At 66.1% G+C, this 22,404-nt stretch carries 18 protein-coding genes; 6 read left to right on the top strand and 12 right to left on the bottom strand.

From position 1 onward, the window contains the following. Positions 1–2: 2 nt before the first annotated feature. From RBH22_RS05180 to RBH22_RS05195, 4 genes are all read right to left on the bottom strand, one after another. On the bottom strand, positions 3–1,199 hold the full coding sequence (locus RBH22_RS05180) for an ABC transporter ATP-binding protein (RefSeq protein WP_256545147.1): 1,197 nt from the start codon (positions 1,197–1,199) through the stop codon (positions 3–5). Beyond that, complete coding sequence (locus RBH22_RS05185; RefSeq protein ID WP_306676760.1) at positions 1,189–2,793, bottom strand: iron ABC transporter permease; 1,605 nt, start codon at positions 2,791–2,793, stop codon at positions 1,189–1,191. Before RBH22_RS05185 ends, RBH22_RS05180 begins: the two co-directional genes overlap by 11 nt. 18 nt (positions 2,794–2,811) lie before the next feature. Then, complete coding sequence (locus tag RBH22_RS05190; protein WP_256545149.1) at positions 2,812–3,978, bottom strand: iron ABC transporter substrate-binding protein; 1,167 nt, start codon at positions 3,976–3,978, stop codon at positions 2,812–2,814. A 135-nt stretch (positions 3,979–4,113) separates the two neighbouring features. Next, entirely contained in the window at positions 4,114–5,286 is a 1,173-nt protein-coding gene (locus tag RBH22_RS05195; protein ID WP_306676761.1) for an alpha-1 4-glucan-protein synthase, read from the bottom strand. A 108-nt stretch (positions 5,287–5,394) separates the two neighbouring features. Here RBH22_RS05195 and RBH22_RS05200 point away from each other — a divergent pair, with 108 nt between their 5' ends. Next, complete coding sequence (locus RBH22_RS05200) at positions 5,395–5,880, top strand: HPP family protein (RefSeq protein ID WP_306676762.1); 486 nt, start codon at positions 5,395–5,397, stop codon at positions 5,878–5,880. 47 nt (positions 5,881–5,927) lie between these two features. Here the strand turns inward: RBH22_RS05200 and RBH22_RS05205 are convergent, their stop codons facing one another. Next, complete coding sequence (locus RBH22_RS05205; protein WP_306676971.1) at positions 5,928–8,273, bottom strand: DEAD/DEAH box helicase; 2,346 nt, start codon at positions 8,271–8,273, stop codon at positions 5,928–5,930. 148 nt (positions 8,274–8,421) lie between these two features. Between RBH22_RS05205 and RBH22_RS05210 the strand changes: the two genes are divergently transcribed. Both RBH22_RS05210 and RBH22_RS05215 read left to right on the top strand, forming a co-directional pair. Then, complete coding sequence (locus tag RBH22_RS05210; RefSeq protein WP_121570655.1) at positions 8,422–8,850, top strand: DCC1-like thiol-disulfide oxidoreductase family protein; 429 nt, start codon at positions 8,422–8,424, stop codon at positions 8,848–8,850. A 3-nt stretch (positions 8,851–8,853) separates the two neighbouring features. Next, a complete protein-coding gene (locus RBH22_RS05215) occupies positions 8,854–9,459 on the top strand; it encodes a GIY-YIG nuclease family protein (RefSeq protein WP_306676763.1) in 606 nt (201 codons plus the stop codon). Positions 9,460–9,950: 491 nt separating this feature from the next. Here the strand turns inward: RBH22_RS05215 and RBH22_RS05220 are convergent, their stop codons facing one another. After that, positions 9,951–10,955 (bottom strand): PLP-dependent cysteine synthase family protein, encoded by a 1,005-nt coding sequence (locus RBH22_RS05220; RefSeq protein WP_306676764.1) that lies wholly within the window; start codon positions 10,953–10,955, stop codon positions 9,951–9,953. A 141-nt stretch (positions 10,956–11,096) separates the two neighbouring features. On the opposite strand from RBH22_RS05220, the gene RBH22_RS05225 reads away from it, so the two are divergent. Continuing rightward, entirely contained in the window at positions 11,097–11,501 is a 405-nt protein-coding gene (locus RBH22_RS05225; protein WP_256545155.1) for a thioredoxin family protein, read from the top strand. A 59-nt stretch (positions 11,502–11,560) separates the two neighbouring features. Here the strand turns inward: RBH22_RS05225 and RBH22_RS05230 are convergent, their stop codons facing one another. Continuing rightward, the gene (locus RBH22_RS05230; RefSeq protein ID WP_306676765.1) at positions 11,561–13,762 is read right to left on the bottom strand and encodes an MASE3 domain-containing protein; all 2,202 of its coding nucleotides are present in this window, start codon (positions 13,760–13,762) and stop codon (positions 11,561–11,563) included. A 142-nt stretch (positions 13,763–13,904) separates the two neighbouring features. Next, entirely contained in the window at positions 13,905–16,208 is a 2,304-nt protein-coding gene (locus RBH22_RS05235) for a thioredoxin domain-containing protein (protein WP_306676766.1), read from the bottom strand. 170 nt (positions 16,209–16,378) lie between these two features. Between RBH22_RS05235 and purD the strand changes: the two genes are divergently transcribed. Then, positions 16,379–17,677 carry a phosphoribosylamine--glycine ligase gene (gene purD, locus RBH22_RS05240; RefSeq protein ID WP_306676767.1) on the top strand — a complete coding sequence of 433 codons (1,299 nt, stop codon included), beginning with the start codon at positions 16,379–16,381 and terminating at the stop codon, positions 17,675–17,677. 115 nt (positions 17,678–17,792) lie between these two features. Beyond that, positions 17,793–18,413 carry an acyltransferase gene (locus tag RBH22_RS05245; RefSeq protein WP_256289778.1) on the top strand — a complete coding sequence of 207 codons (621 nt, stop codon included), beginning with the start codon at positions 17,793–17,795 and terminating at the stop codon, positions 18,411–18,413. A gap of 44 nt (positions 18,414–18,457) precedes the next feature. Here the strand turns inward: RBH22_RS05245 and RBH22_RS05250 are convergent, their stop codons facing one another. From RBH22_RS05250 to RBH22_RS05265, 4 genes are all read right to left on the bottom strand, one after another. Continuing rightward, positions 18,458–19,282: a mechanosensitive ion channel domain-containing protein gene (locus RBH22_RS05250; RefSeq protein WP_256289779.1), complete on the bottom strand. Its 825-nt coding sequence runs from the start codon at positions 19,280–19,282 to the stop codon at positions 18,458–18,460. Beyond that, positions 19,282–20,097, bottom strand: coding sequence for a diadenylate cyclase (gene dacZ, locus RBH22_RS05255; protein ID WP_256289780.1), 816 nt, complete (start codon positions 20,095–20,097; stop codon positions 19,282–19,284). The genes RBH22_RS05250 and dacZ overlap by 1 nt, the downstream gene beginning before the upstream one ends. 131 nt (positions 20,098–20,228) lie before the next feature. Continuing rightward, a complete protein-coding gene (gene proS, locus RBH22_RS05260) occupies positions 20,229–21,695 on the bottom strand; it encodes a proline--tRNA ligase (RefSeq protein WP_256289781.1) in 1,467 nt (488 codons plus the stop codon). A 172-nt stretch (positions 21,696–21,867) separates the two neighbouring features. Beyond that, a complete protein-coding gene (locus RBH22_RS05265) occupies positions 21,868–22,359 on the bottom strand; it encodes a hypothetical protein (protein ID WP_256545162.1) in 492 nt (163 codons plus the stop codon). Positions 22,360–22,404 lie beyond the last annotated feature (45 nt).

Raw genomic sequence — 22,404 nt, forward strand, 5'->3', positions numbered from 1 at the left:
GATCAATCGCTGTACCGGGAGTCGTCTTCGGGGCGCTGTTCGCGCGGGAACCACGCGAGTTCGTGGTCGGCGTCGAGTTCGAGGCCGACGGGGCCCGAGTCGGGGATGTTCTCGTCGTGGTTGTGCATACACTGGACGGACTCGCCGGTGTCGAGTTCGACCTCATAAAGGAACGTCGGGCCGAGGTATCGGCGAGCGACGACGTTGCCGCAGGCTTCGACGCCCTCACAGTCCAGTCGGCGGACGCTCACGTCGTCGGGGCGGACGAGCAGGTCGACGCGCGTGCGGTCGTACTCCGGGGCGAGCCCGTGGATCTGGTCCCGCGGGACGGTGCCCAGGTCGGTCTCGACGACGTCGCCGGAGACGTAGCCGGGAATGAAGCTCGCATAGCCGAGGAAAGCGGCGACGAACCGCGATTCGGGGTGCTGGAAGACGCCTTCTGGGTCGCCCACCTGTTCGATTTCCCCGTCGTTCATTACGGCGACGCGATCGGAAATCGAGAGCGCCTCCTCCTGATCGTGCGTGACCGAGATGGCGGTCACGCCCGTCTCTTTGATGATCTGGCGGACCTCCTCACGCATCTCGACGCGGAGGTCGACGTCGAGATTCGAGAACGGCTCGTCTAAGAGAAGAATCTCCGGTTCGGGGGCGAGCGAGCGCGCGAGGGCGACGCGCTGCTGTTGGCCACCCGAGAGCTGATCGGGATAGCTATCGCCCTGCCCGGCCAGATCGACCAGTTCGAGCAGTTCGTCGACGCGCTGGTCGACTTCGTCTTTCGGCCGGTCTTTCAGGCCGAACGCGATGTTCTCGCGGGCGGTGAGGTGCGGGAAGAGGGCGAACTCCTGGAAGACGACGCCGACGCCGCGCTCTTCGGGCGGCACGAACGTCGATCCCGAAACCGAGCGGCCGTTCAGTCGCACCGCGCCGCCGTTGGGTCGTTCGAGCCCCGCGATGAGCCTGAGCGTCGTCGTCTTCCCACAGCCGGACGGACCGAGGAGGGTCAGAATCTCTCCCTCGCGGACCGATAGCGAGAGCCCCTCGACGACCGGCTCGGAGCCGTAGGACTTCTGTAGGTCGTCTAGTTCGAGGACGACGTCCTCACCGACACCGGCCGTCAACGGCTCCGTCTGTCCGTCGCTGGCTGTGTCAGTTCGGTACTTCGCGTTCGACTCCACCGGTGTTTGCGTGCTATTTGACATCGTATCCCTCTTGTCTGAGAATCACGAGCATCGAGAGCCCCGACACGAAGAGCAGAACCAGTGCTGGCACTGCCGCCTGTCCGAAGTACCCCGATTCATATGCTGTCCAGATATGTGTGACGAGCGTGGTAAAACCCGACGGTCGCAGCAGAAGCGTCGCCGGTAGTTCCTTCATCGTCGTCAGGAACACGAGCGCCGCCCCGCCGAACAGCCCCGGTGCGACCAGTGGGAGCGTGACGTACCGGAACGCCCCCACAGAGGTCCGACCGAGCGTGCGGGCGGCCTCCGGAAGCGCCGGGTCGACCGAGAGGAACGACGCCCGGAGCGAGCCGACCGACTGCGGCAGGAACCGGATCACGTACGCGAACACGAGTAAGTACAGCGTCTGGTAGATCGGCGTCGCGTACTGGCTCCCGAAGAACACGAGCGCGAGGCCGAGGACGACACCCGGAACCGCGTAGCCGATATAGCTGACGCGCTCGAACGCCGTCGGAAGCAGGCCGTCGTATCTCGCCGAGAGGTACGCGACCGGCAGCCCGGCGACGACGGCGACGGCGGCGGCCGCGGCCGCGACGACGACCGAGTTGGTCACGTAGGACCACTGGAACGCCAGCGACTGATTCACCGCCGTCGACGCGGTTCCGAGCCACGACAGCAGGATCACGACCGGGACGACGAGCGCCAAGCCGGCGACGAGCGCGGCGAACCCCATCGCCAGGTACCGCCACTTGCCCAGGGAGACGACCCCGCGCGAACGGCCGCCGGCCGTGGTCCGCTCCTCGCCGCGGACGCGCGCCTCGAGCCAGAGGATGAAGAGCGTCACCGCCACCAACTGCAGCGAGAGCAGCGTCGCGGTGTCGCGGCCGAACGTGCCGAACTCGACGAAGATGACGCGCGTGAACACGTCGTAGCGCATAATCGAGGGTGTTCCGAAGTCGGCGAGCGCGTACAGCCCCGAGAGCAAGGCACCCGCGGCGACCGCCGGGCGGATCTGCGGGAGCGTCACCCGCTTGAACGTCTCCCAGCGGTCGTGTTCGAGCGTCCGCGCGGCGTCGATGAGCGTCGTGTCCATCGACTTCAGCGACGCCCGCGCGGTGATGTAGACGTAGGGGTAGGTGTACAGCGTGAGGATCAGTACCGACCCTTCGAGCCCGTAGATCTCCGGGATCTTCTCGACGCCGAGCGGTGCGAGGAGTCGCTGGAAACTCCCCTGCGGCCCGAACGCCGAGACAAACGCGAACGCCCCGACGTAGCTCGGGATGACGAGCGGCAACGAGACGACGATCGTCCAGAAGCGGCGAAACGGGAGGTCCGTCCGGACAGTCAGATACGCCAGCGGGACGCCGATCAGGACGCACGCGGCCGTCGTCAGCGTGACCAAAACGGTCGTGTTGACGAACACTTCGAGCGTCGTCGGTCGCGTGAGAAGCGCGATCGCCTCCGAGAAACCGACGTCGAGGCCGGTCTTCACCAGCCACAGAATCGGAAGGAGCACCGCGGCCGACACCGCGGCTGCGGCGATCGAGACTCCGAGCGGGAGTTGGGTCTCTTCGTCCGCGTCGTCGTCCGCGCTCGTCCGGTGTTCTGTGGCCATCGTAGGCGTTTCAGCCCCTTAGAGGACGCCGGTATCTCGAAGCAGATCGATCGTTCCTTCGAGATCCGACAGTTGTGAGAGGTCTATATCCTCGGGCGGGTTCAACTCGTCGATCGACGGGAGCCGGCCGATCGGCTCGATCTCGGGGACGAGCGGATACTCGAAGGTCGTCCGCGCGAAGTAGTCCTGCGCTTCCGCCGAGAGGAGGTGTCGGACGAAGTTCGAGGCGAGCGTGGCGTCGTCGGCGGTGTCGAGGACGGCCGCGCCCGCGACGTTGAAGACCGCACCGGCGTCGTTCTGCGTGAACGCAGTCCGGAGCGGCGTCCCGGTGCCGCGGCGTGCGAGCACGCGCTGGATGTAGTAGTGGTTCGTCAGGCCGGCGGCGATCTCGCCGTCGGCGACCGCGCGTGCGACCTGGAACTCGTCGCCGTACTGGCTCACGCCGAGCTCTTGCATCCCGGTGAGCCACTGCCGCGTCGCCTCGTCGCCTTCGAGGATGCGCATCGCGGTGATGAACGCCTGGAACGAGGAGTACGTGGGAGCCCACCCGAGTTGGTCCTGGAAGGCCGAGGTCTCGGGGAAGGCCATAATGCTCGTCGGGATGTCCGACGCCGAGAACGTGTTCGTGTTGTAGGGGACCGAGCGCGCACGGCCGGACGTTCCGATCCACGAGCCGTCCGGGTCGCGGAAGTTCGAGGGGACGAAATCGAGAACGTCCTGGGGGAGAGCCTGGGTTCGGTCGCGGTCCGCGAGCGCACCGAGCGAACCGGCGTTGACCGAGTAGAAGACGTCAGCGGGGCTGTTTTGTCCTTCCGTGATGATCTGGTTGACCAGTTCGGCCGCAGAGTTGTACAGCGGCCGAACGGTGAAGTCGGGATAGCGGTCCTCGATGAAACTGACCAGTTCGCCGACGAGCGCCTCGCCGCGTCCGGAGTACAGCGTCAGTTCGCCTTCGAGGTCGGGCATCTCCGCCATCGACACGCCGGCGGAGAGGTCCCGCTCGCCGAACGGCGAACGACCGGAACCGATCTGTTGAGCCGGCTCCTCGCCGCCAGCAGTGTCCGTTTCCGTCTCCGTCGTCTCGCCTCCCGGCGTGTTGCAGCCGGCGACGCCGACCACGCCCGCCGCCGCGGCCGCCTGGAGGAAGCGGCGGCGCGTCCGGGACGTGTTGTCTGATCCGTCCATACTGAATTTAGGCCTGCCTAAAACCTATATACCTTCCGGTTCACGTACGTGATCTGTCCGATCTGACGACGATAGATTCGGCTGAAAAGGAAGCTACGAGGTCGATATCGGGAGTCTGACCCGAGCTGCTGTGTGTCAGTCGTCGGCGACGGCGGCGTCGCGAGGCGGTTCGGCGTTCGACTCCTCGATCTCCGAGAGACAGTCGAGCCAGTCGAGCCAGTACTCGCCGCAGTGATTCAGGAACGCGCCGTTGTTCCACTCGGAGAAGTCTCCCTCGGCGAACGCCCGTGCCATCGCGTCGGCGGCGGCCGTCCAAGAGTCGGCGTCGTCGCCGACGGCGTCGATGACTTCCCAGACGTGTTCGTTGAGTTCGAGGCCCGGCACCTCGTTGTTCAGGTCGTCGAACGTCGGCCGCGGCGCCTTGTTGTGTTCACAGAGCGGGTAGCCGTTGACGACGTCCTTCTCCAAGAGGTCGGCGGCGCGCTTGAGGAACACGCCCGACCAGATGTCGTCGAAGCGGCCGACATCCCACTCGTTGTCGTCCATCGGCAACTGATAGAACGCGGGGATGACCTCGCGCTCGAACGCGAGATTCATCGAACAGACCGTCAGATACTGGCCCGATTCGGCGACGAAGTCGCCCTCGAAGTCTTCGTGTTCCGTGCGCGTCTGTGCCTGGCCCTGCAGGTCGCCGTCCATCAGGATTCGGACGGCGTCGAGGTCGGGGACGTTCGTCCACAGGCCTTGAGAGGCGACCACGTCGCTGAGTTCGCTGCGGCCGGTCTCGACCGCCTCGTCCATCGCGGAGTAGGGGTACCCGCGCGGGTAGAGGCCGTGCTCGTCCGCGTTCTGATAGAGCACGTTCACCCAACGCTCGTCCGAGCGGACGGACTCGACCTCGTCGGTACGGTCGAGGTTCGCCAGGTGACGGCCGAAGAAGTCCCACTCCTCGTGCGGCAACGTGTCGTCGTCGATGAACACGCCGCGCTCGAACCGCGGGTGCGCCCACATATAGAGCAGTCCGAAACTGGTCTGGGCGTGCGACGCAGCGGGGATCAGGTGGGAATACGCCGAGAGCCCCTGCTCTTCGAACCACGCCTCGCGCCGCGACCCGTCGTAGACCGCGCCGTCGACGCCTTCTTCGTCGAGCATCTGCTCCATCGCCTCGGCGTCACAGAAGTCCTCGGTCACGAGGAGGACGAACAGTCGATCGAGGTCGAAGCCGTGTTCGCGTGCATTCTCGAAATACGCCCGCATACAGTCGTACTCGCGGATGGTCGGCACCACGACACAGACATCCTGCTTCATCACCGCTAGCTCTTTAGGCCACCCTAAAAATCTTGTCGCTCTGTAGTCGCCGCCCCTGAGGGAGTCACAATCGCGGCGTTCTTCCGCTCCGAACGACGTGGTAGAGCCGTGTCGGGAACGAATACGCGAGCTGACGTCGCGGTGGGTCTCCGTGCTGGCATCTTGCTCACTCTCGCGGCCGCCGTTGCGTGGGTCTCGGGCGCCCCTGCGGTGTTTCCGAGTCTCGGGCCTTCCGCGTTCGCGCTCTCGACAGATCCTCCCTGTCCATCCGATCGGACGGTCGTCGGCGGGCACGCTGTCGGCGTTGCTGCCGGGCTCGTGGCGTATCTCGGCGTCACTGCCGTCGTGGCTGTTCCCTCGTCACCGCTCGTGTTCGACCCGCCGTGGCTGCTCGCGAGTGGCGTCGTCGCGGTCGCGCTCACCACCACCGGAATGCGACTTGGAAACGTGGTTCATCCGCCAGCCTGTGCGACGACGCTCATCGTCGCGCTCGGGTTACTCGAGCCGAGAGCCGCACTCCTGGTCGTCCTCCCGGCGGTCGTCTCTCTCCTCGCCGTCGACCGAGTGCTTACGTACTCTTTCGGTTCCTTCTAGCCCGTTCGAGGTTCCGCGCCGAGTGAGAGTCGTTCGCCGCGACGCGCTCACGTACTGAGTTCGTCCAGTAGATGGATCGCTTCGGCCTTCGAGAGCGGGTCGTTCGCGTTCCCGCAGTGCGGCGACTGCACGCAGGCCGGACAGCCGTCCTCGCAGTCGCAGTCGTCGATCATCTTCCGGGTGCGGGAGAGCAAGGTCTCGATCTCACCGTACCCGCTCTCTGTCAATCCGACGCCGCCGGGATAGCCGTCGTAGACGAAGATCGTCGACTGGCCCGTGTGTGGGTGATGGGGAGTCGACAGCCCGCCGATGTCGCCGCGGTCACAGAGGAACGACAGCGGGAACAGCGAGATCATCCCGTGCTCGGCGGCGTGGATGCCGCCGTTGAAGCCGTATTCGCCGCCCATCTCCCGCATCTCCCGCTCGACGTCTTCGGGGACGGTGACGTACAGTGCCGCCGTCCGCAGTGTCGTCTCCGGGAGGTCGAGCGCCTCGCGGCCGATCGCCTCGCCGCGCCGCGGATCGCGCCGCTCGAAGCCGGTGATCTGCTTGCGCATCGTCACTTCGGCGAACCGAACTTCCGTGTCGGGACGGGCCGACAGCGACTTCGCTCGTCGGTCGGCCTCGACCGTGATCGTCTTCTCGTGCAGCACGCGGGTGTAGTAGTCCGCCCAGGTCGGCTGCAACAGCGCGGTGTCGCGGTCGAGGTCGAGTTCCGCCACCTCGTACGTCGTCCCCTGATGGTGGTAGATCGCGCCCTCGTGCGCGTCGCGCAGCGCGTCCGCGAACGAGAGCGACGACAGCACCTCGTTCGAGCGCGCGTCGAGGAGGTCGACCTCGCGGGTCTCGATCGTCCGGAGGCTCATCTCGTGTTGGGGGCTCCCGCCGCCGTCGTGGAGCCACCGGATGCCGCGCTCGGTCTCGCGGCGTTCGAGCTGTCCGTCTTCGAGCAGCGACGCGACGACGTCCGGGAACGCCTCTCCGAAGTGCGCCTCGTCGCCCGTTTTCAGCCAGTTTTCGGCAGCCGCGGAGGCGACGTGATCGGGCAGGAGTTCCGGGTTCTCGGGGTCGCAGACGGCCCGTTCGGGATCGCCGTCCCAGAACTCCTCGGGATGTTTGAGTAGGTACTGATCGAGTTGGTCCTCGCCGCCGACCAGCACCACCAGCGCGTCGTCGTCGCCGCGCCCGGCCCGTCCGGCCTGCTGGAACGCCGACATCCGCGTGCCTGGGTAGCCGTCGATGAGCACGGCGTCGAGTTCTCCCACGTCGACGCCGAGTTCCAGCGCGTTCGTCGACCAGACGCCGCGGACCGACCCGTCGTGCAGTCCCGCTTCGATCTCGCGTCGGCGGTCGTGTTTCAGCGCGGCCTGATAGGCCGTCACCGACGACGCTTCGTCGTGTTTGCCGCGCTCTCTGAGGTCTGTGGCGCTCTCTGTCGCGTACCGCTCGGCCGTCTGTCGCGCCCGCGTGAACGCGAGGGTCTGGTAGCCGCGGGCGACGAGGTCGACGAAGAGGTTCTTCGTCTCGACGTGACTCGACCGACGGCGGCCGCTGCCGCCGCCTCCACTCCCGCTGTCTCCGCTAGTGTCGTCTCGATACTCCGGGGGGTTCCACAGCAGCCAGTGTTTCGCCCCGGTCGCACTCGCGTCGTCGTCGACGAGACGGAACGTCCCCGCGTCGCGACCGGTCACGCGCGCGGCGTGCTCGATCGGATTACCGATGGTCGCCGAACAGCAGACGTACTGCGGATCGCTCCCGAACCGTTCGCAGATCCGGTTCAATCGACGGAGTGTGAGCGCCACGTGGCTGCCGAAGACGCCACGATAGCCGTGAATCTCGTCGATCACGACCGTCTCTAGCGAACCGAAGAACCACTCCCAGAGCCGGTGGGCGTGAGGGAGCAGCGCGTAATGAAGCATATCCGGGTTCGACAGCAGCACTGTCGGGCGTCGGTCGCGCACGTCGCGTTTCTCCGACTTCGACAGCCGCCCGGTGTACTGCTCGACGGAGACGCGGCTCCCGAAGCCGAGCCCATGCGCCAGATCCGAGAGCGTCTCCTGTTGGTCAGCGACGAGGGCGTTCTGCGGGCCGAGATACAGCGTCCGGCCGCCGTGATCCATCGCGCGCTCGAACGCCGGGACGGTGTAGGCGAGACTCTTCCCGCTCGCCGTCGGCGTCGCGAGCACGACGTTCTCGCCGCCGCGAACGGCGTCGATGGCTGCCACCTGGTGGCGATAGAGCCGGTCGATGCCGCGATCCGACAGCGCGCCCGCCAACCGCGATTCGAGGTCGACGTCGGCGTAGGCAGCCTCGCGCCCGTCGACGCGGCGGTGATCGCGTATCTGCCCCGCATAGTACGGGCGCGACTTCAATTGCGCGAGGAGTTCGTCCACGATATCCTCTGTCAGGACGACAGCGACCTGACCGTTACGGTCGTCGCAGTTGGCTCCGGCGGCGGTCACCCGCCGCGGCGTCCCGGACCACGCGACCGACGACCCGATCGCCCAGCACGGTTTTGCCCGCCCGGTTCCAACTCCGGGTATGCGCGAGTACGACGCGGTACTCATCTACGACGGGGAGTGTCCCTACTGCTCGATCGCCGCGCGAGCGCTCCAGCGCCTCGACGACGTCGGCGCGATCTCGTGGTACGACGAGGCGGCTCAGACATTCCTCGACGCCCAGTTCGGGGAGGAGCCGTTCGCGATGTTCCTCGTCGATCGTCGCCGAAAACGCGTCTACGCCGGCCGCTCCGCGGCCGAGGAGCTGGCGGAGCGAGCCGGGACGCCCGGCATCGTCGGCTCGCTCGTCCGCGACAACTACGACCGGATCGCCAAGGTCGTCGGGGCTGCGAGCGGGCGCGGACGCGACCCCGACGACTACCACGAGATCTACCCGCTCGACGACGACGCCGAAGCGCTGTTCGATGGGCTCGTCGAAGCGGCTGAGCCGGAACCGGAGGCACTCGCCTGAGCGATGCCCGGCGAGGATTCCAGTGCCGTGTCGACAGCAGCGCCGGCAGACTGCGTCGTCGTCGATCCTGACGCCATCGCCGGGGGCGAAGACGCGCTCGGCATCGGGGCTGGCGATGCACCGCCGGGGACGTACGCACTCGTATTCGAACTCAGTACTGCGGCGACGATCTCGGTGGGGGCTCTCGGGACGACGACGTTCCCGGCGGGAGCGTACGCCTACGTCGGCAGCGCGTTCGGTTCGAACGGCCTGGGACGCGTCGACCGCCACCGCCGCGTCGCTGCCGGCGACCACGACGTCACACACTGGCACGTCGATTACCTGGGTGGCCATCCCGGAGTCTCGCTGGACAGCGTCGTCGCCGCGCCCGACGCAGACGCCGAATGCCGCCTCGCACGGGAGTTGCCGCCGATGGCGGACGCCGATCAGAAATCACCCGACAGCAGTCCGACGAAATCGCGAGGGTCGGATGCGAGCCGGGAACTCGCGTCGTCACCGATCGAGGGATTTGGCGCGTCCGACTGCGACTGTCGAGCACACCTCGTTTCCGGACCGGACGCAGAGACGCTTCGCTCGGCAGTGCTAGAAGCGCTTCGAACGGTGCTGTGAGAAGACGGTAGTACGGACACGCCGCGCCGGTCCGGGCAAGGCCGGCGCGGACGGTCGGCCGTTGACTCGGCCGTCGGTTCCGATCGAACGTCGTCGACCGGGCTAGTACCGTAGCCGAACCGTCGGCTAATTGCCGGTTGTCAGAGGCACCCCGGCACTAAGACAATTCTCCGTCCTGATACTTATATCCTCTTACCGATCTTGAGGGAGTTCAGGGGAAGACGCAACAGTTCTGTTGTCCTGGCTTATAAATACGGCAGAGAGTATTCACTCGGAGTCCAGTATTAGCGAGACATCGTCGGCGACGTAGCCGTGATATCACGTCGCCGTCCTTCGATTTCTCGGATTTGATATCTCGAAATGGAGCAGCGACGCTCGCCGAAAGGATTCGGCTGCCGACGCCTTCGCTGTGTAGCGGCCGACCGTACTGTCGGACAGCAGTTCGTGAGTTACGTTGGCACCTTCTGGGTGCTGGTCCGACAGTATCCGAACTACTCCGCGTCGAACATTCCCGTCGACATATACCGCTCGCCGCTGTCCCAGAACACCGTGATCACGAGCGGGCAGTCGTCGGCGTCCGTCTCGTCTGCGGTGTCGTGTTCGGCGGGAGTGGGTGCGTCCGGATCTTCGATGACGTATCCCGGTTCCGGGTCCGTGCAGTTCGCGTCGGGGTCAGCGATGCGCTCGGCGACGCGCTTGGCGGCGAGGTTCGAGGCCCCGGAGGACTGCCCGACGAGGATGCCCTCCTCGCGGGCGAGGCGGCGACACTCGGCCTCCGCGTCGTCGATGGTGACGGTCTCGACGTCGTCGAGGAGATCCGTGTCGAGGTTCGGGCTGACGAAGCCCGGACCCATTCCCTGGAAGTCGTCGATGCCCGGTTCGCCGCCGGAGAGGACGGCGTTGTCGGCAGGCTCGACCGCGACGATCTCCATCTCGGGGAACTCCTCGCGGAGTCGCCGCCCGATGCCGGTGATCGTGCCGCCGGTACCGACGCCCGCGACGAGGGCGTCGACGGTGCGGTCGCCGATCTGTTCGAGGATCTCCTCGCCCGTGGTCAGGTAGTGCGCCCGCGGGTTCGCGGGGTTCTCGAACTGTCGAAGCTGGACCATTCCTGCCTCGGCTTCCAGTTCGTCCGCACGGTCCTTCGCCGTGGAGATGTCACCGTCGACGAGTTCGATGTCGGCCCCGTAGGCCTTCATAATCTGGCGGCGCTCGGGCGACTTCGATCCGGGCATCACGACCGTGAGGTCGTAGCCTTTCGCCGCGGCGACGACCGCGAGGCCGATCCCCGTATTCCCGCTCGTCGGTTCGACCAGCGCGTCGCCGGGCGTGATCTCACCCTCGCGCTCGGCGCGCTCGACCATCGCGAGCGCGGGGCGGTCCTTCGCCGAGCCGCCGGGGTTCTTCGATTCGATCTTCGCTGCGACCGTCGCCCCCTCGGGCGAGTCGACGCGGACCAGCGGCGAGCCGATGGTCTCCAGCACGTTCCCGTTCATCACGCCGTCCTTCGTCGGTCGGGCACAAGACGGTGACGACGTTGGCCACGCAGTGCCGGTATCACAGACTGACGGGGGTCCAGGTCGTTGTGACCGACAGCCATCGCGAACTTTACCCGCTCGGCTGTCGTAACGCCGCGTATGTCAGAAGCCGATTCGGAACCCGAGACGGCCTCGGGAACGCTCGAAACGATGCAGCCGAACCCCGCGTGGAACGCCGACGCCCACGAGGACGCGGTCGAGGCACTCGCCGCTGACGACCTCGTCTTCCGCGTCTGGGGTGGCGACTGGTGCGGGGACTGCCGGGGCCAACTCCCGGACTTCGCCGCCGCGCTCGACGCCGCCGGCGTCCCCGAGGAGCGCGTCCATCACTACCCGGTCGAGAAGGAGGACGACGGGAGCAAGACCGGCCCGCTCGTCGAGGAGTACGGCATCGAACTGATCCCGACGGTCGTCGTCGAACGCGACGGCGAGGAAGTCGCACGGTACGTCGAAAACGAGGCGGTCCCGATCGCGATGTATCTCGCAGAGCGACTGCAAGCGTAGCGCTACTCTCTCCGGTCTCTCATCCGCACACACGTCTCACTTGACGGACAGTGGACCGCTCAATTAGCAGGCAGTCGAATCGTCACGACGCTACCGCGTGGCTCGTTCTCCTCGAAGGTCAGCACGCCGTCGGACTGCTGGACGACCAGATTGACCAGCCAGAGGCCGATGCCGCTGCCGTGATACAGCGGGCCGATCTCTTTGTCTTTGCGCAGCACGTCCCGTTCCATCTCGGGGATGCCAGGACCGTCGTCTGCGACCCGGATCTCGATCGTCTCCTCGCCGCACTGGACGGTGACGTCGACCCTCGGATCGGAGTGGTCCGTGTGGACGAGCGCGTTCTCGATCAGTTCCTCGACCGCCCGTGAGATCGACGGGAGCGTCCGGACCGTGCACTCGTCGGGCGCGGACAGCGACACGTCGCCGTCGGAGTACTGCTCTCGGATGTTCGAGACGACCGCCTCGACCACCGTCGACAGATCGACGCTCTTGCGGGGCTGCGGCTCGGAGAGCAGATTCGTCACCTCGCGCTGCTTGCTCACGTTCTCGATGATGCGGTCGCTGGCGTCGATGATCTCTTGTGCGTTCTCGGTGGCATCGCCCGACCCGGTGTGCTGGATGACGTCCGCGTACCCCTGGATGATGTTCATATCGTTCCGGAGGTTGTGCCGGAGCGTCCGATCGAGTATCTGCAACTGCTGGATGCGGTTCTCCCGCTCGGAGACGTCTCGAATGAGGCTTATGACCCCGACCACGTCGTCGTCCGCGTTTCGGAGGTAGAAGACGGTCGTCTCGCCGGGGAAGACCTGTCCAGACTTCTTCTCGTAGTCGACCGTCTGGGAGAACCGCCGCTCGTCGGCGTGGTCGCCGATCGCTCGGCCCATCTGCTCGAACTCCGCGTCGTCCTCGTAGAGGACCTTCACCGACTTGCCGGCGATGTCCGAGAGGTCGTATCCGAACAGGCTGGTGAACTCCGAGTTCGCGTTGGTGATCCGGCGGTCGGTGTCGGCGACGACGATCGCATCGCGGATGCTGTCGAACAGCAACTCGTAGCGCTGCAGGAGTTCCTGTTCCTGTTTCTTGCGCTCGGAGATGTCCTTGTGGACGCCCACGAAGTGCTCGATCTCGCCGGCGTCGTCGGTGATCGGGGCGATCGTCTGATTGACGACGAACTGCTCGCCGTTCTTTCGCTCGTCGACGATTTCGCTCTCCCAGACGTTGCCGGAGAGCACCGTCGCCCACATCTCCTCGTAGAACGTTTCCTCGTGTTCGTCAGATTTCAGTATCCGCGGATTCTCGTCGAGCAGTTCGTCTTCCGTATAGCCCGTCATCGCCTCGTACGCCGGGTTGATGTACTGGATCGTTCCCGTTCGATCCGTGATGACGACGGCGTGCCCCGAGTGCTCGACTGCCTGCTCGAACTTTCGGGCCTCGTCCTCGCGCCGCGCCAACTCCCGGTAGAGGGTCTTCTGTGGCTCCGTGATCCCGGTTTTGACGACCGAGAGGTAGACCAGATAGAACGACCCGAACTTGAGGAAGTGCCCGACGGCGTTCGAGATGCCGTAGACGTCGATGTAGGCGGTGAACGCCAGTTCCGAGACGGCACCGATCACGATTGCGGCGGCCAGCAGTTTGTAGACGGGCGATTCGAACCGGTCTCGCTGCTGGCGCAACAGAAACAGCGAAGACGTCAGGAGGCCGATGATGATGTACTCGCTGAGGATTTTGAAATCGGTGAGACCGCGCCCGGCCACGTAGGCTCGCGGGAAGAGATCGAAGACGAACATCGAACCGAGGCCCAGCGCGACGACTGTCGCGTAGCCGCCGACGAGCGCCGAGAGGAGTCCGTCGCTCCACTCCCGCAACGGCGGATGCTTGTACTTGGAGACGACGCCGAGCGCTCCGGCGCCGACGAGCGTCGCACTTTCGAGATAGCGCGCGAAGATCCACAGTTGTGTCGGGAGGTCGGCCCCGGCCTCGGGGAAGACGCCCATCCCCTTGTACGCGAGCGTATGTAGCAGATCGACACCGCCGACGAACAGGTAGCCCACGCCGAGGATGGCGAAGAACTGATTGCCGAGTTCGTCGCGTGCGCTCCAGACGACGGTGAAGACGGCGAACGCGACGGTGATACTGAAGAGTTCGACGATGCTGTGAAAGAGCAGGTAGTTCTGCGTCTGGACGAGATACAGGACGACGACGCCGACGAATCCCAGGAGAAGATGGCGGGCGAGACTGGACAGTCGAGTGCCACCTTCCATTGGTTGCCCACTTTCGTCATAGAACGAAACTCTTACTACTTCGCTGTCGGCGGAAATCGCGCTACGTTTCGTCGTCTTGTTCGCCGTTCTCGCCGTTCTCGCCGCTCTTGCCGTTCTCGCCGTTCCCGCCGTTTCCGCTGCTCTACTCCTCGCTCCCGACGTCGAGTCCGTCGACGTCGTCGAGCGAGAGGTCGTCGGTCTCCAGAGTATCCATCTCGGGATCGCCACCGACCTCGCTCTCGAACCAATCGAGTGCCTCCGATAGCGAGTGTGTCGGCGGCGAGCAGGTGCGACCCTCACAGACGTACACCGTCGGCTCGTCGTCGCGCTGCTCGCGGCCCTTCCAGACCGGTGGCGCGTCGTCGACGCCGAGCACGTCGAGCCACGCGGCGAGGCCGTCGTCCGTCGGCGGACGGGGAGAGACGACTGCGTCCGGGAGATACGTCGAGGCGAGCGACGTTCGGAAGGCGTCGGGCAGGCCGACCGCTCCACGAGCTGCGATCCCGGCCGCCGCGTCGCTCCCATCCGTCGACGCGTCAGCGGCGATCACCACTTCGGTCCCGCCGCGGGCGCGCTTCTCCGCCGCGAGCGCCAGCGAGACGTGTTCGAGCGGCCGTCCGCGGACGCGGTTCGCGTGGGTATCGAGCACTGCGTCGGCGACGTCTGCGAAGCCCTCCTCGGGCGCGAAGGCGTCCAGATCGAGCAGTAGCGACGCTGCCACGCCGGCACTCGACGGCGTCGACTGATCCTGTAGCTCCTGGGGGCGCGTGACGAGCGACTCCCCGTCCGCGGGTGTCAGATACAGCGTCTCGGCGTCGGCGTCGTAGAACTCCGCGACGACGACTCGGGCCAGATCGAGCGCGAACGCGAGGTGGTCGACGTCGCCGGTCGTCTGATACACCTCGAACGCGCCGCGCGCGAGGAAGGCGTAGTCGTCGAGATAGCCCGTTCCCTTGACGTCGCCGTCCTTGTAGCGCCGGGCGAGTCGCTGCTCGTCGGCGTCCCACAGGTGCTCGCGCACGAACGAGAGCGCGTCGGCCGCGAGGTCCGTGTAGGTGTCGTCGCCGAGGACGAGGCCCCCGCGGGCGAGACTGGAGATCGCGAGGCCGTTCCACGACGCGAGGATCTTCTCGTCGCGCGCGGGCCGCACGCGCTCTTCGCGCGCCTCGAACAGCGCCTCGCGGGCCTCGTCGAGTCGGTCGACGATCTCCGATTCCGAGCAGTCGTACCGCTCGGCGAGGTCGGGAATCGACGCTGCGATGGTGAGCACCGTCGACCCCTCGAAGTTCCCTGCGTCGGTCACGCCGAAGCGATCGCACGCGATCTCGGCCGTGCGCTCGTCGTCGATGGCGGCCGCGACTTCCTCGGGCGTCCAGACGTAGAACTTCCCTTCGTCACCTTCGCTGCGGGCGTCGAGCGTGCTGTAGAACCCGCCGTCGTCGTGTCGGAACTCCCGATCGAGGAACGCGAACGTCTCGCGAGCGATCGTCGCGTACGTCTCGCGGCCGGTGAGTTGGTACGCCGCGAGGTAGACCCGCGGCAGTTCGGCGTTGTCGTACAGCATCTTCTCGAAGTGCGGGACGGTCCACTCCCGATCGGTCGCGTAGCGGTGGAAGCCGCCGCCGACGTGGTCGTAGAGGCCACCGGCGGCCATCGCGTCCAGCGTTCCGGTCGCGGCCGACAGTGCCTCCTCAGTTCCCGACCGGACGTAGGAGCGCAAGAGCGCCTCGACCCGACCCGGTTGCGGAAACTTCGGTCCGCCGGAGCCGAAGCCACCGTACTCCTCGTCCGTCGCCCGGAGTGCCGCTTTCGCGACGTTGCCGAGCACGTCCGCGCCGAGCGTGTCGTCGGCGTCGTCGCTCGCGGCCCCGGGGCCGCCGGTCGGCGCCCCGCCTGTCGATCCGCTCGCCGAGGTCGTCTCAAGGCGGTCACGCAAGGCGTCGGTCCACTGGTCGGCGCGGTTCTCGATCTCCTCGCGGTCGGTCTCCCAGGACGCGGCGAAGGACTCACAGATGTCGAGGAAGCCGGGGGCGTTGCCGCGGCGCTGGTCCTCCCGCTTCGGGAAGTAGGTCCCGACGTAGAACGGCTTGCCCTCGGGCGTGAGCCAGACCGACAGCGGCCAGCCGCCCCCGCCGGCGACGAGCTGGCAGATGGTCTGATAGATCCGGTCGAGGTCGGGGCGCTCCTCGCGGTCGACCTTGATCGGAACGAACGACTCGTTGAGCACGGACGCGACCTCCTCGTCCTCGAAGCTCTCTTCGGCCATCACGTGACACCAGTGGCACGACGAGTAGCCGATCGAGAGGAAGATCGGCCGATCGGTCGCCTTCGCGGCCGCGAGCGCGGCGTCGTCCCACGGCTGCCAGTTGACCGGGTTGTCGGCGTGCTGGCGGAGATACGGGCTCTCCTCCTCGTCGAGTCGGTTCCGGACTAGGGGATCGTCCATACGGACCGTACGACGCTGCGGTGCAAAAACAGTGTGACGTGTCGTGGTCGCTGTCGCGTCGGTTGCGCAAGTTTGGAGGGTGCCTCCCCGGCCGCAGAACCGCACGAACGTGCATATACGAATACCGAAAAAGAGCAACCTTTACACTCCCGTGTGTATGCCCTCCGAGTATGTCTGACTCGGAGACGGTGCTTCTCGTCGGTGGCGGCGGACGCGAACACGCGATCGCCCGCGCGCTGACTGACGACCCGGCGTGCGACCTCTACGCGTGTGCGAGCAACCGCAACCCCGGTATCACGGCGCTCGCCGAGGGCTTCGAGACGATCGCTGAGACGGCCGCCGAGGAGATCGTCGCCTACGCGACCGACGTCGGTGCCGACCTCGCCATCATCGGCCCCGAATCGGCGCTGGAAGCCGGCGTCGCCGACGCGCTCGACGAGGCCGGCGTCTACACCTTCGGCCCCGACGCCGACGCCGCCCGCATCGAGACCGACAAGGCGTTCCAGCGGGAGTTTATGCAGTCCGAGTCGATCCCGGGCTGTCCCGACTTCGCCGTCTTCGACGATATGGACGCCGCCTGCGACTACATCGACGACTACGACGGCGACCTCGCGGTCAAGCCCGCGGGCCTCACCGGCGGCAAGGGCGTGAAGGTCATCGGCGACCAGGTGACCGCCGAAGAAGCGAAAACGTACCTCCGCGAGAACGACTACGAGCAGGTCGTCCTCGAAGAGCGCCTCGTCGGCGAGGAGTTCACCGTGCAGGCGTTCGTCGCGAACGGCGACGTCCGGCCGACGCCCGCCGTGCAGGACCACAAGCGCGCCTACGAGGGCGACGAGGGACCGAACACCGGCGGGATGGGAAGCTACAGCGACGCCGGCCCCGAACTGCCGTTTATGACCACCGCGGACTACGCCGACGCGGTCGAGATTCTGGAGGCGACCGTCGACGCGCTGCCGGACTACAAAGGCGTCCTCTACGGACAGTTTATGCTCGGCGCCGACGGTCCGAAAGTCGTCGAGTTCAACGCGCGCTTCGGCGACCCGGAGGCGACGAACACGCTCCCCGTCCTCGACACCTCGTTCCTCGACGTACTGACCGCGGCCCGCGACGGTGAGCCGCTCCCGCAGCTCGAATTTGCCGGCAAGGCGACGGTCTGTAAGTACGCCGTTCCCGAGGGCTACCCGACTGACCCCAAGAGCGGCGCGAAGATCACCGTCGACGAGGACAGCGTCGGCGACGCGCTCCTGTTCTACGCCAGCGTCGACGAGCGCGAGGACGGCCTCTACACCACGACCTCCCGCTCGTTCGCCGTCGTCGGCGTCGCCGACTCCATCGAAGAAGCCGAAAAACAGGCCGAAGACGCCCTCGCTGCTGCGGGCGACGGACTCCGCGTGCGCCACGACGTCGGGAAACCTGACCTCGTCCAGCGCCGGATCGACCATATGGCCGAACTGCGCGGCGAGTAACGACGGGGGAGCGTCGCGAGAAACGCCCGCTGGCGATTGCGAGACGCGCCCGCCGACTATTTCGAGACGCGCCCGACGAGCGAACCTTTTGGTCACTGCCCGAGAAGGGGCGGTCGTGAGCGACGACGCCGACTCTCCAGACGACGCGGACGACCCCGCTGCCGACGACGGTCGCAGACACGGCCGCGTCCAGCGGCATCCGACGCCGGGACCGCTCAATTCGCTACAGTACTGGACGGACGCGAAGCCGGTCTGGCGCGTCGCCCTCAACTACGTCCTCGTGTGGATCGCCCGGATCGCTCCTTCCCTTCGGGTCCGCAACTGGGCGCTCCGCCGCCTCGGCGTAACCGTCGGGAGGGGCGTCTCCTGGGGGCTGGAGGCGACGCCGGACGTGTTCTGGCCCGAACTGATCACGCTCGGCGATCACGTCGTCGTCGGCTACGACTCGGTGATCCTCTGTCACGAGTTCTTACAGGACGAGTACCGGACCGGCGAGGTCGTCGTCGGCGACCGCGCGATGATCGGTGCGAAAGCGGTGATCCTCCCGGGTGTGCGGATCGGCGAGAGTGCACAGGTCGCGGCAAACTCCCTCGTGACTCGGGACGTCCCGCCGAACGCGACTGTTGCGGGCGTCCCGGCGCGACCGATGGGAGAGAGTGAGAGTGCAGACGACGAAGCAGATAGCGACGAGCACGAAAACGGCGACGAGCGCGGCACCGACGGAAGCGACGAGTGACGAGCGCAGCACAGACGACGGAAGCGCCCTAACAGACGGCGGAGCTACTCCCGAATGCGAACGACGCCCTTCTCGAACACCGTGCTGTTGGGCACGATGAACTCCTCGCCGTCGTTCTCGACGTGTGTGACGAACAGATTCACTTCCTGGACGATGCCGCGCGCGTCGCCGATCTGGACCTCGTCGCCGATCGCGTACGGTTGATTCAACAGGAGATACGACCCCGCGGCCCCGGATTTGAGCAGATCCGAGAGCGCGATGCCGCCGAGTAGTACGAGCGCGAAGAGGTACGCGGCCAAGAGTACGACGAGCGCGAGCGTGGCGACGCCGAGTTGCGACAGCGCGATCAGGACGGCCACGTAGAACACGGAGAACTTCGCGAGGCGGGGGAAGACGCCGATCTGTGGGAGTTTGATTCCGGTGAGTCGCTCGCCGACGACGAGTTGGACCTTGTCGCCGACGACGACGCCGACGATGAGGATGATGACCGCGAAGAAGAGTTGCGGGAGGAACTGTACTGTGTGACTCCAGAAACTGGCTGCGACAGTGATGTTGCCAACCGAAAGCACCGCCAGGAATGTGATGCCGAGGACGAAAAATCGGACGAGCGTGCCGAGTACTTCGACAGTAGAGGTGTCGAACTCACGCGCCGTCCGCTCGAAGGCTGTGCCCTCGATCGCCTCGGGAACACCGAACCGCACGAGCGCACGCGTCGTCAGCGTGCCGAGCACGGCGGCGGCGATCAGCCCGACCACGACGACGAGCAACACTGCCCAGACCACACGCGGGACCGCGTCGAAGATGTCGAGGAACTGCCCAGGGTCGAACTGTAACACAGTGTGTGTCGACAGTAGGCCCTCCCCCGTCATCAGTACTCCTCCGGATCGATCTCCAGGATGATCTGCCCGCCCTTGAACGCCCGGACGAGGCCGTCGGACTCAGACAGCACGATGGCCGTCGCGTTCGTGTCGCGGGTGATCGCCGCGCCGGCCATATGGCGCGCACCGAGCCCTTTCGGGATGTCGACCCCTTCGGCCGCCGGTTCGAGGTAGCGATACGCGCTGACGATCTTCCCCGAATCCGAGATGACGAACGCGCCGTCCAGGCGGGAGAACTCCTTGAGCATCACGTTCACGATGGGGTCGCCGACGTGGACGTGTGACTTCTCGAAGGGGTTGTAGCTGAGCGGGCGGGACTTGTTCATCACCTTGCCGGCGTCGCCGACGACGAACAGCGCGCCGACCGGCTTGCCCTTCTGTCCCTTCTTGCCGAGCTCGATCGCGACCTCGAAGACGTCGCGGATGACGCTCGGATCCGCCCGCGAGTTCGCGAACAGGTCGTAAATGCCAGAACGCATCGACTCGTCGATGCGGACCCGAACGAGACCGTCGGCGTCGCCGTCGAAGATCCGGACGCTGCACGCGACGACGTCGCCCTCCTCGACGAGTTCCTGTTCGAGCGCGCCCTCGACGCCGAATCTGATCCGATCGCTGACGTTGTCGAACTCCAGCGGCAGTTCGACGTACGTCTCGGCCTCGACGGCGTTCTCGGGCGCGATGACGACCAGTTCCTCGTCGATATCGGCGTCTGCGAACCGCTCGTAGTGGGAACTGCTCGGCGAGAAGAGAAACACGCTCTCGACGTCCGACACGAGATCGCCCAGGATGTCCGATAACGCCGACATTGCTACCGCTATTCTCCGGGCGCTGTAAAGCGTTGTGGGACGTTCTCGAAGGTGATAGCCGTCAGACGGACGACAGACGGAGGACGAGTAATAAAAAATGACTGACAGATCCGGGCGAAGTCGCGTACGCGTCAGTACGACTTCGCGAAGTACGCGGTCTCGACGGCGTCGTCGCCGCAGATGGCGCAGTCTTCGTCGTGGTGGATCTCCGCGTCAGGATCGTCGAGCGGAACCATCACGATCTCGGCGGCGATCGGCTCTTTGATCTCGGCTTCACACTCCTCATCGCCGCACCACGGCGCCTTGACGTAGCCGCCGTGCTGGCCGAGCGTGCCCAGGATCTCCGCGCGGTCTGTGGCCTCGCGGACGTTCTCTTCGAGGTTCTCCTCGGCGGCGGCGTACAGTTTCGCGTACACCTCGTCGAAGTGGGATTCGACAGTTTCGACGATGTCGTCTCTGTCTTCTTCGGTCGACTCGCCGTCGGGCCGGTGGACCAGCGTGACCGTCCCGTCGTCGGCCTCGTTGGGGCCGATCTCCATCCGGACGGGGACGCCTTTCAGCTCCCACTCGTTGAACTTGAAGCCGGGGTTGCGCTCGTCGCGGTCGTCGAGTTCGACGCGGATGCCGGCGGCTTCGAGATCCGCGGCGATATCTTCGGCGTATTCGAGGACGTCCTCCTTCGTGTCGGCCTGCCAGATCGGAACGATGACGATCTGCTCGGGCGCGATCGCGGGCGGTAGAACGAGCCCCTGATCGTCCGAGTGCGTCATAATGAGCGCGCCGAGCGCCCGCCAGGAGAGCCCCCACGAGGTCGTGTGCGCGATCTGGGTCTCCTCGTCCTCGTCGGTGTAGGTGATGTCGAACGCCTCCGCAAACGAGGTGCCGAGGTAGTGGGAGGTCGCTCCCTGGACGGACTTGCCGTCCGGCATCAGCGCTTCGACCGTCGTCGTCGTGTCCGCGCCGGGGAACTTGTCGTGTTCGGGCTTCGCGCCGCGGAGGACGGGCATCGCGAGCAGATCCTCGTAGGTCTCCTCGTACTGATCGAGGCGGCGCGTCGTCTCCGCCCAGGCGTCCTCGCGGGTGGCGTGCGCGGTGTGACCCTCCTGCCAGAGGAACTCTTTCGTCCGGAAGAACGGCTTCGTCTCCGTCGCTTCCCAGCGAACGACCGACGCCCACTGATTCACACGCAGCGGCAGGTCGCGGTGGCTGCGGACCCACTGGGAGATGTAGGGCGTGATGATCGACTCGGAGGTCGGGCGGACCGCGAGCGGCTCTTCGAGTTCCTGATTGCCGGCGCGCTCGACCCACGCGACCTCGGGGTCGAAGCCTTCGACGATGTCTTTCTCCCGTTCGAGGTAGCTCTCGGGGATGAAAAGCGGGAAGTAGGCGTTCTGGACACCGGTGTCTTTGAACAGGCCGTCGAGGTGGCCCTGGATGCGCTCCCAGAGTTCGTACGCGCGGGGGCGCGTGACAATGAATCCGCTCATCCCCTCGGGCGCGTAGTTCGCGAGGCCGGCCTTCTGGACGACTTCGGCGTACCACTCGCCGGTGTTGTATTCTTTCGACTCGGTGATGCCGAGTTCCTGGTCGTCGCTCATTACGTATTTCGAGCCTCAGGGCGGTCTTAAATCCCCTGATAGGACGGCTGGGACTGTGTTATCGGGGTTCGGCGGGCGCCGAAGACGCGGGAAACGTCGCACGGCTCACTCCGGGACGCCCAGCGCCGACACCCGACGCGCGGACACGCCACGTGCCGACGGGCGGGCACCCTCATTCGAACCGATCGGGGTCGACCGCGAAGGGGCTCTCGGTCTCCTGCCAGCTCCACCCCGGGAGTCGCGTCTGGAACCCCGCGGCGAGCGCCGCGTCGAGGTCGTCGATTCCGGCTCCACCGTCCGAGTGCGTCAGCACGTCCGCGTAGTGGAACGTCGCCTGCGCGAGCAGTGACAGTGGCGCGCCGCCGGCAATCGTCGCGGCGAGTTCACGCCCGAGCACCTCGTCGACGACGAAGCCGGGATAGTCGCCCGCGACGTCCAACTCGCGGAGGAGGCCGACGTAGGCGGCGACGTTGACGGCGACGTCGCCGTCGGCGAAGACGCGTTTGACCTCCTCGCGGTACCGTTCCGTCTCGACTGTGTCGACGGTCACGTCGAACTCGTTGGCGAGTCGCTGCCGCGTCTCGTTGATGATCGGCACCACCTCGTCGCTTCTGTCTAGGACCCACGCGGCTTCGGTCGCGACGCGGTCGGGAGTAACGTCCATACCCGCCACGAAGACCCCTCAGGGTTTCGACTTTGCGAAGGCTTT

It is taken from the genome of Halobellus sp. H-GB7, from assembly GCF_030848585.1.
Classification (GTDB): Archaea; Halobacteriota; Halobacteria; order Halobacteriales; family Haloferacaceae; genus Haloquadratum; species Haloquadratum inordinatus.

Bases quoted from the DNA above. Each gene is read 5' to 3' on its own strand.
- RBH22_RS05180 (WP_256545147.1), bottom strand. From the start codon at position 1,199: ATGTCAAATAGCACGCAAACACCGGTGGAGTCGAACGCGAAGTACCGA.
- RBH22_RS05230 (WP_306676765.1), bottom strand. From the start codon at position 13,762: ATGGAAGGTGGCACTCGACTGTCCAGTCTCGCCCGCCATCTTCTCCTG.
- RBH22_RS05250 (WP_256289779.1), bottom strand. From the start codon at position 19,282: ATGACGGGGGAGGGCCTACTGTCGACACACACTGTGTTACAGTTCGAC.
- dacZ (WP_256289780.1), bottom strand. From the start codon at position 20,097: ATGTCGGCGTTATCGGACATCCTGGGCGATCTCGTGTCGGACGTCGAG.
- RBH22_RS05225 (WP_256545155.1), top strand. From the start codon at position 11,097: ATGTCAGAAGCCGATTCGGAACCCGAGACGGCCTCGGGAACGCTCGAA.
- RBH22_RS05195 (WP_306676761.1), bottom strand. From the start codon at position 5,286: ATGAAGCAGGATGTCTGTGTCGTGGTGCCGACCATCCGCGAGTACGAC.
- RBH22_RS05210 (WP_121570655.1), top strand. From the start codon at position 8,422: ATGCGCGAGTACGACGCGGTACTCATCTACGACGGGGAGTGTCCCTAC.
- proS (WP_256289781.1), bottom strand. From the start codon at position 21,695: ATGAGCGACGACCAGGAACTCGGCATCACCGAGTCGAAAGAATACAAC.
- RBH22_RS05235 (WP_306676766.1), bottom strand. From the start codon at position 16,208: ATGGACGATCCCCTAGTCCGGAACCGACTCGACGAGGAGGAGAGCCCG.
- RBH22_RS05220 (WP_306676764.1), bottom strand. From the start codon at position 10,955: ATGAACGGGAACGTGCTGGAGACCATCGGCTCGCCGCTGGTCCGCGTC.
- RBH22_RS05215 (WP_306676763.1), top strand. From the start codon at position 8,854: ATGCCCGGCGAGGATTCCAGTGCCGTGTCGACAGCAGCGCCGGCAGAC.
- purD (WP_306676767.1), top strand. From the start codon at position 16,379: ATGTCTGACTCGGAGACGGTGCTTCTCGTCGGTGGCGGCGGACGCGAA.
- RBH22_RS05265 (WP_256545162.1), bottom strand. From the start codon at position 22,359: ATGGACGTTACTCCCGACCGCGTCGCGACCGAAGCCGCGTGGGTCCTA.
- RBH22_RS05185 (WP_306676760.1), bottom strand. From the start codon at position 2,793: ATGGCCACAGAACACCGGACGAGCGCGGACGACGACGCGGACGAAGAG.
- RBH22_RS05190 (WP_256545149.1), bottom strand. From the start codon at position 3,978: ATGGACGGATCAGACAACACGTCCCGGACGCGCCGCCGCTTCCTCCAG.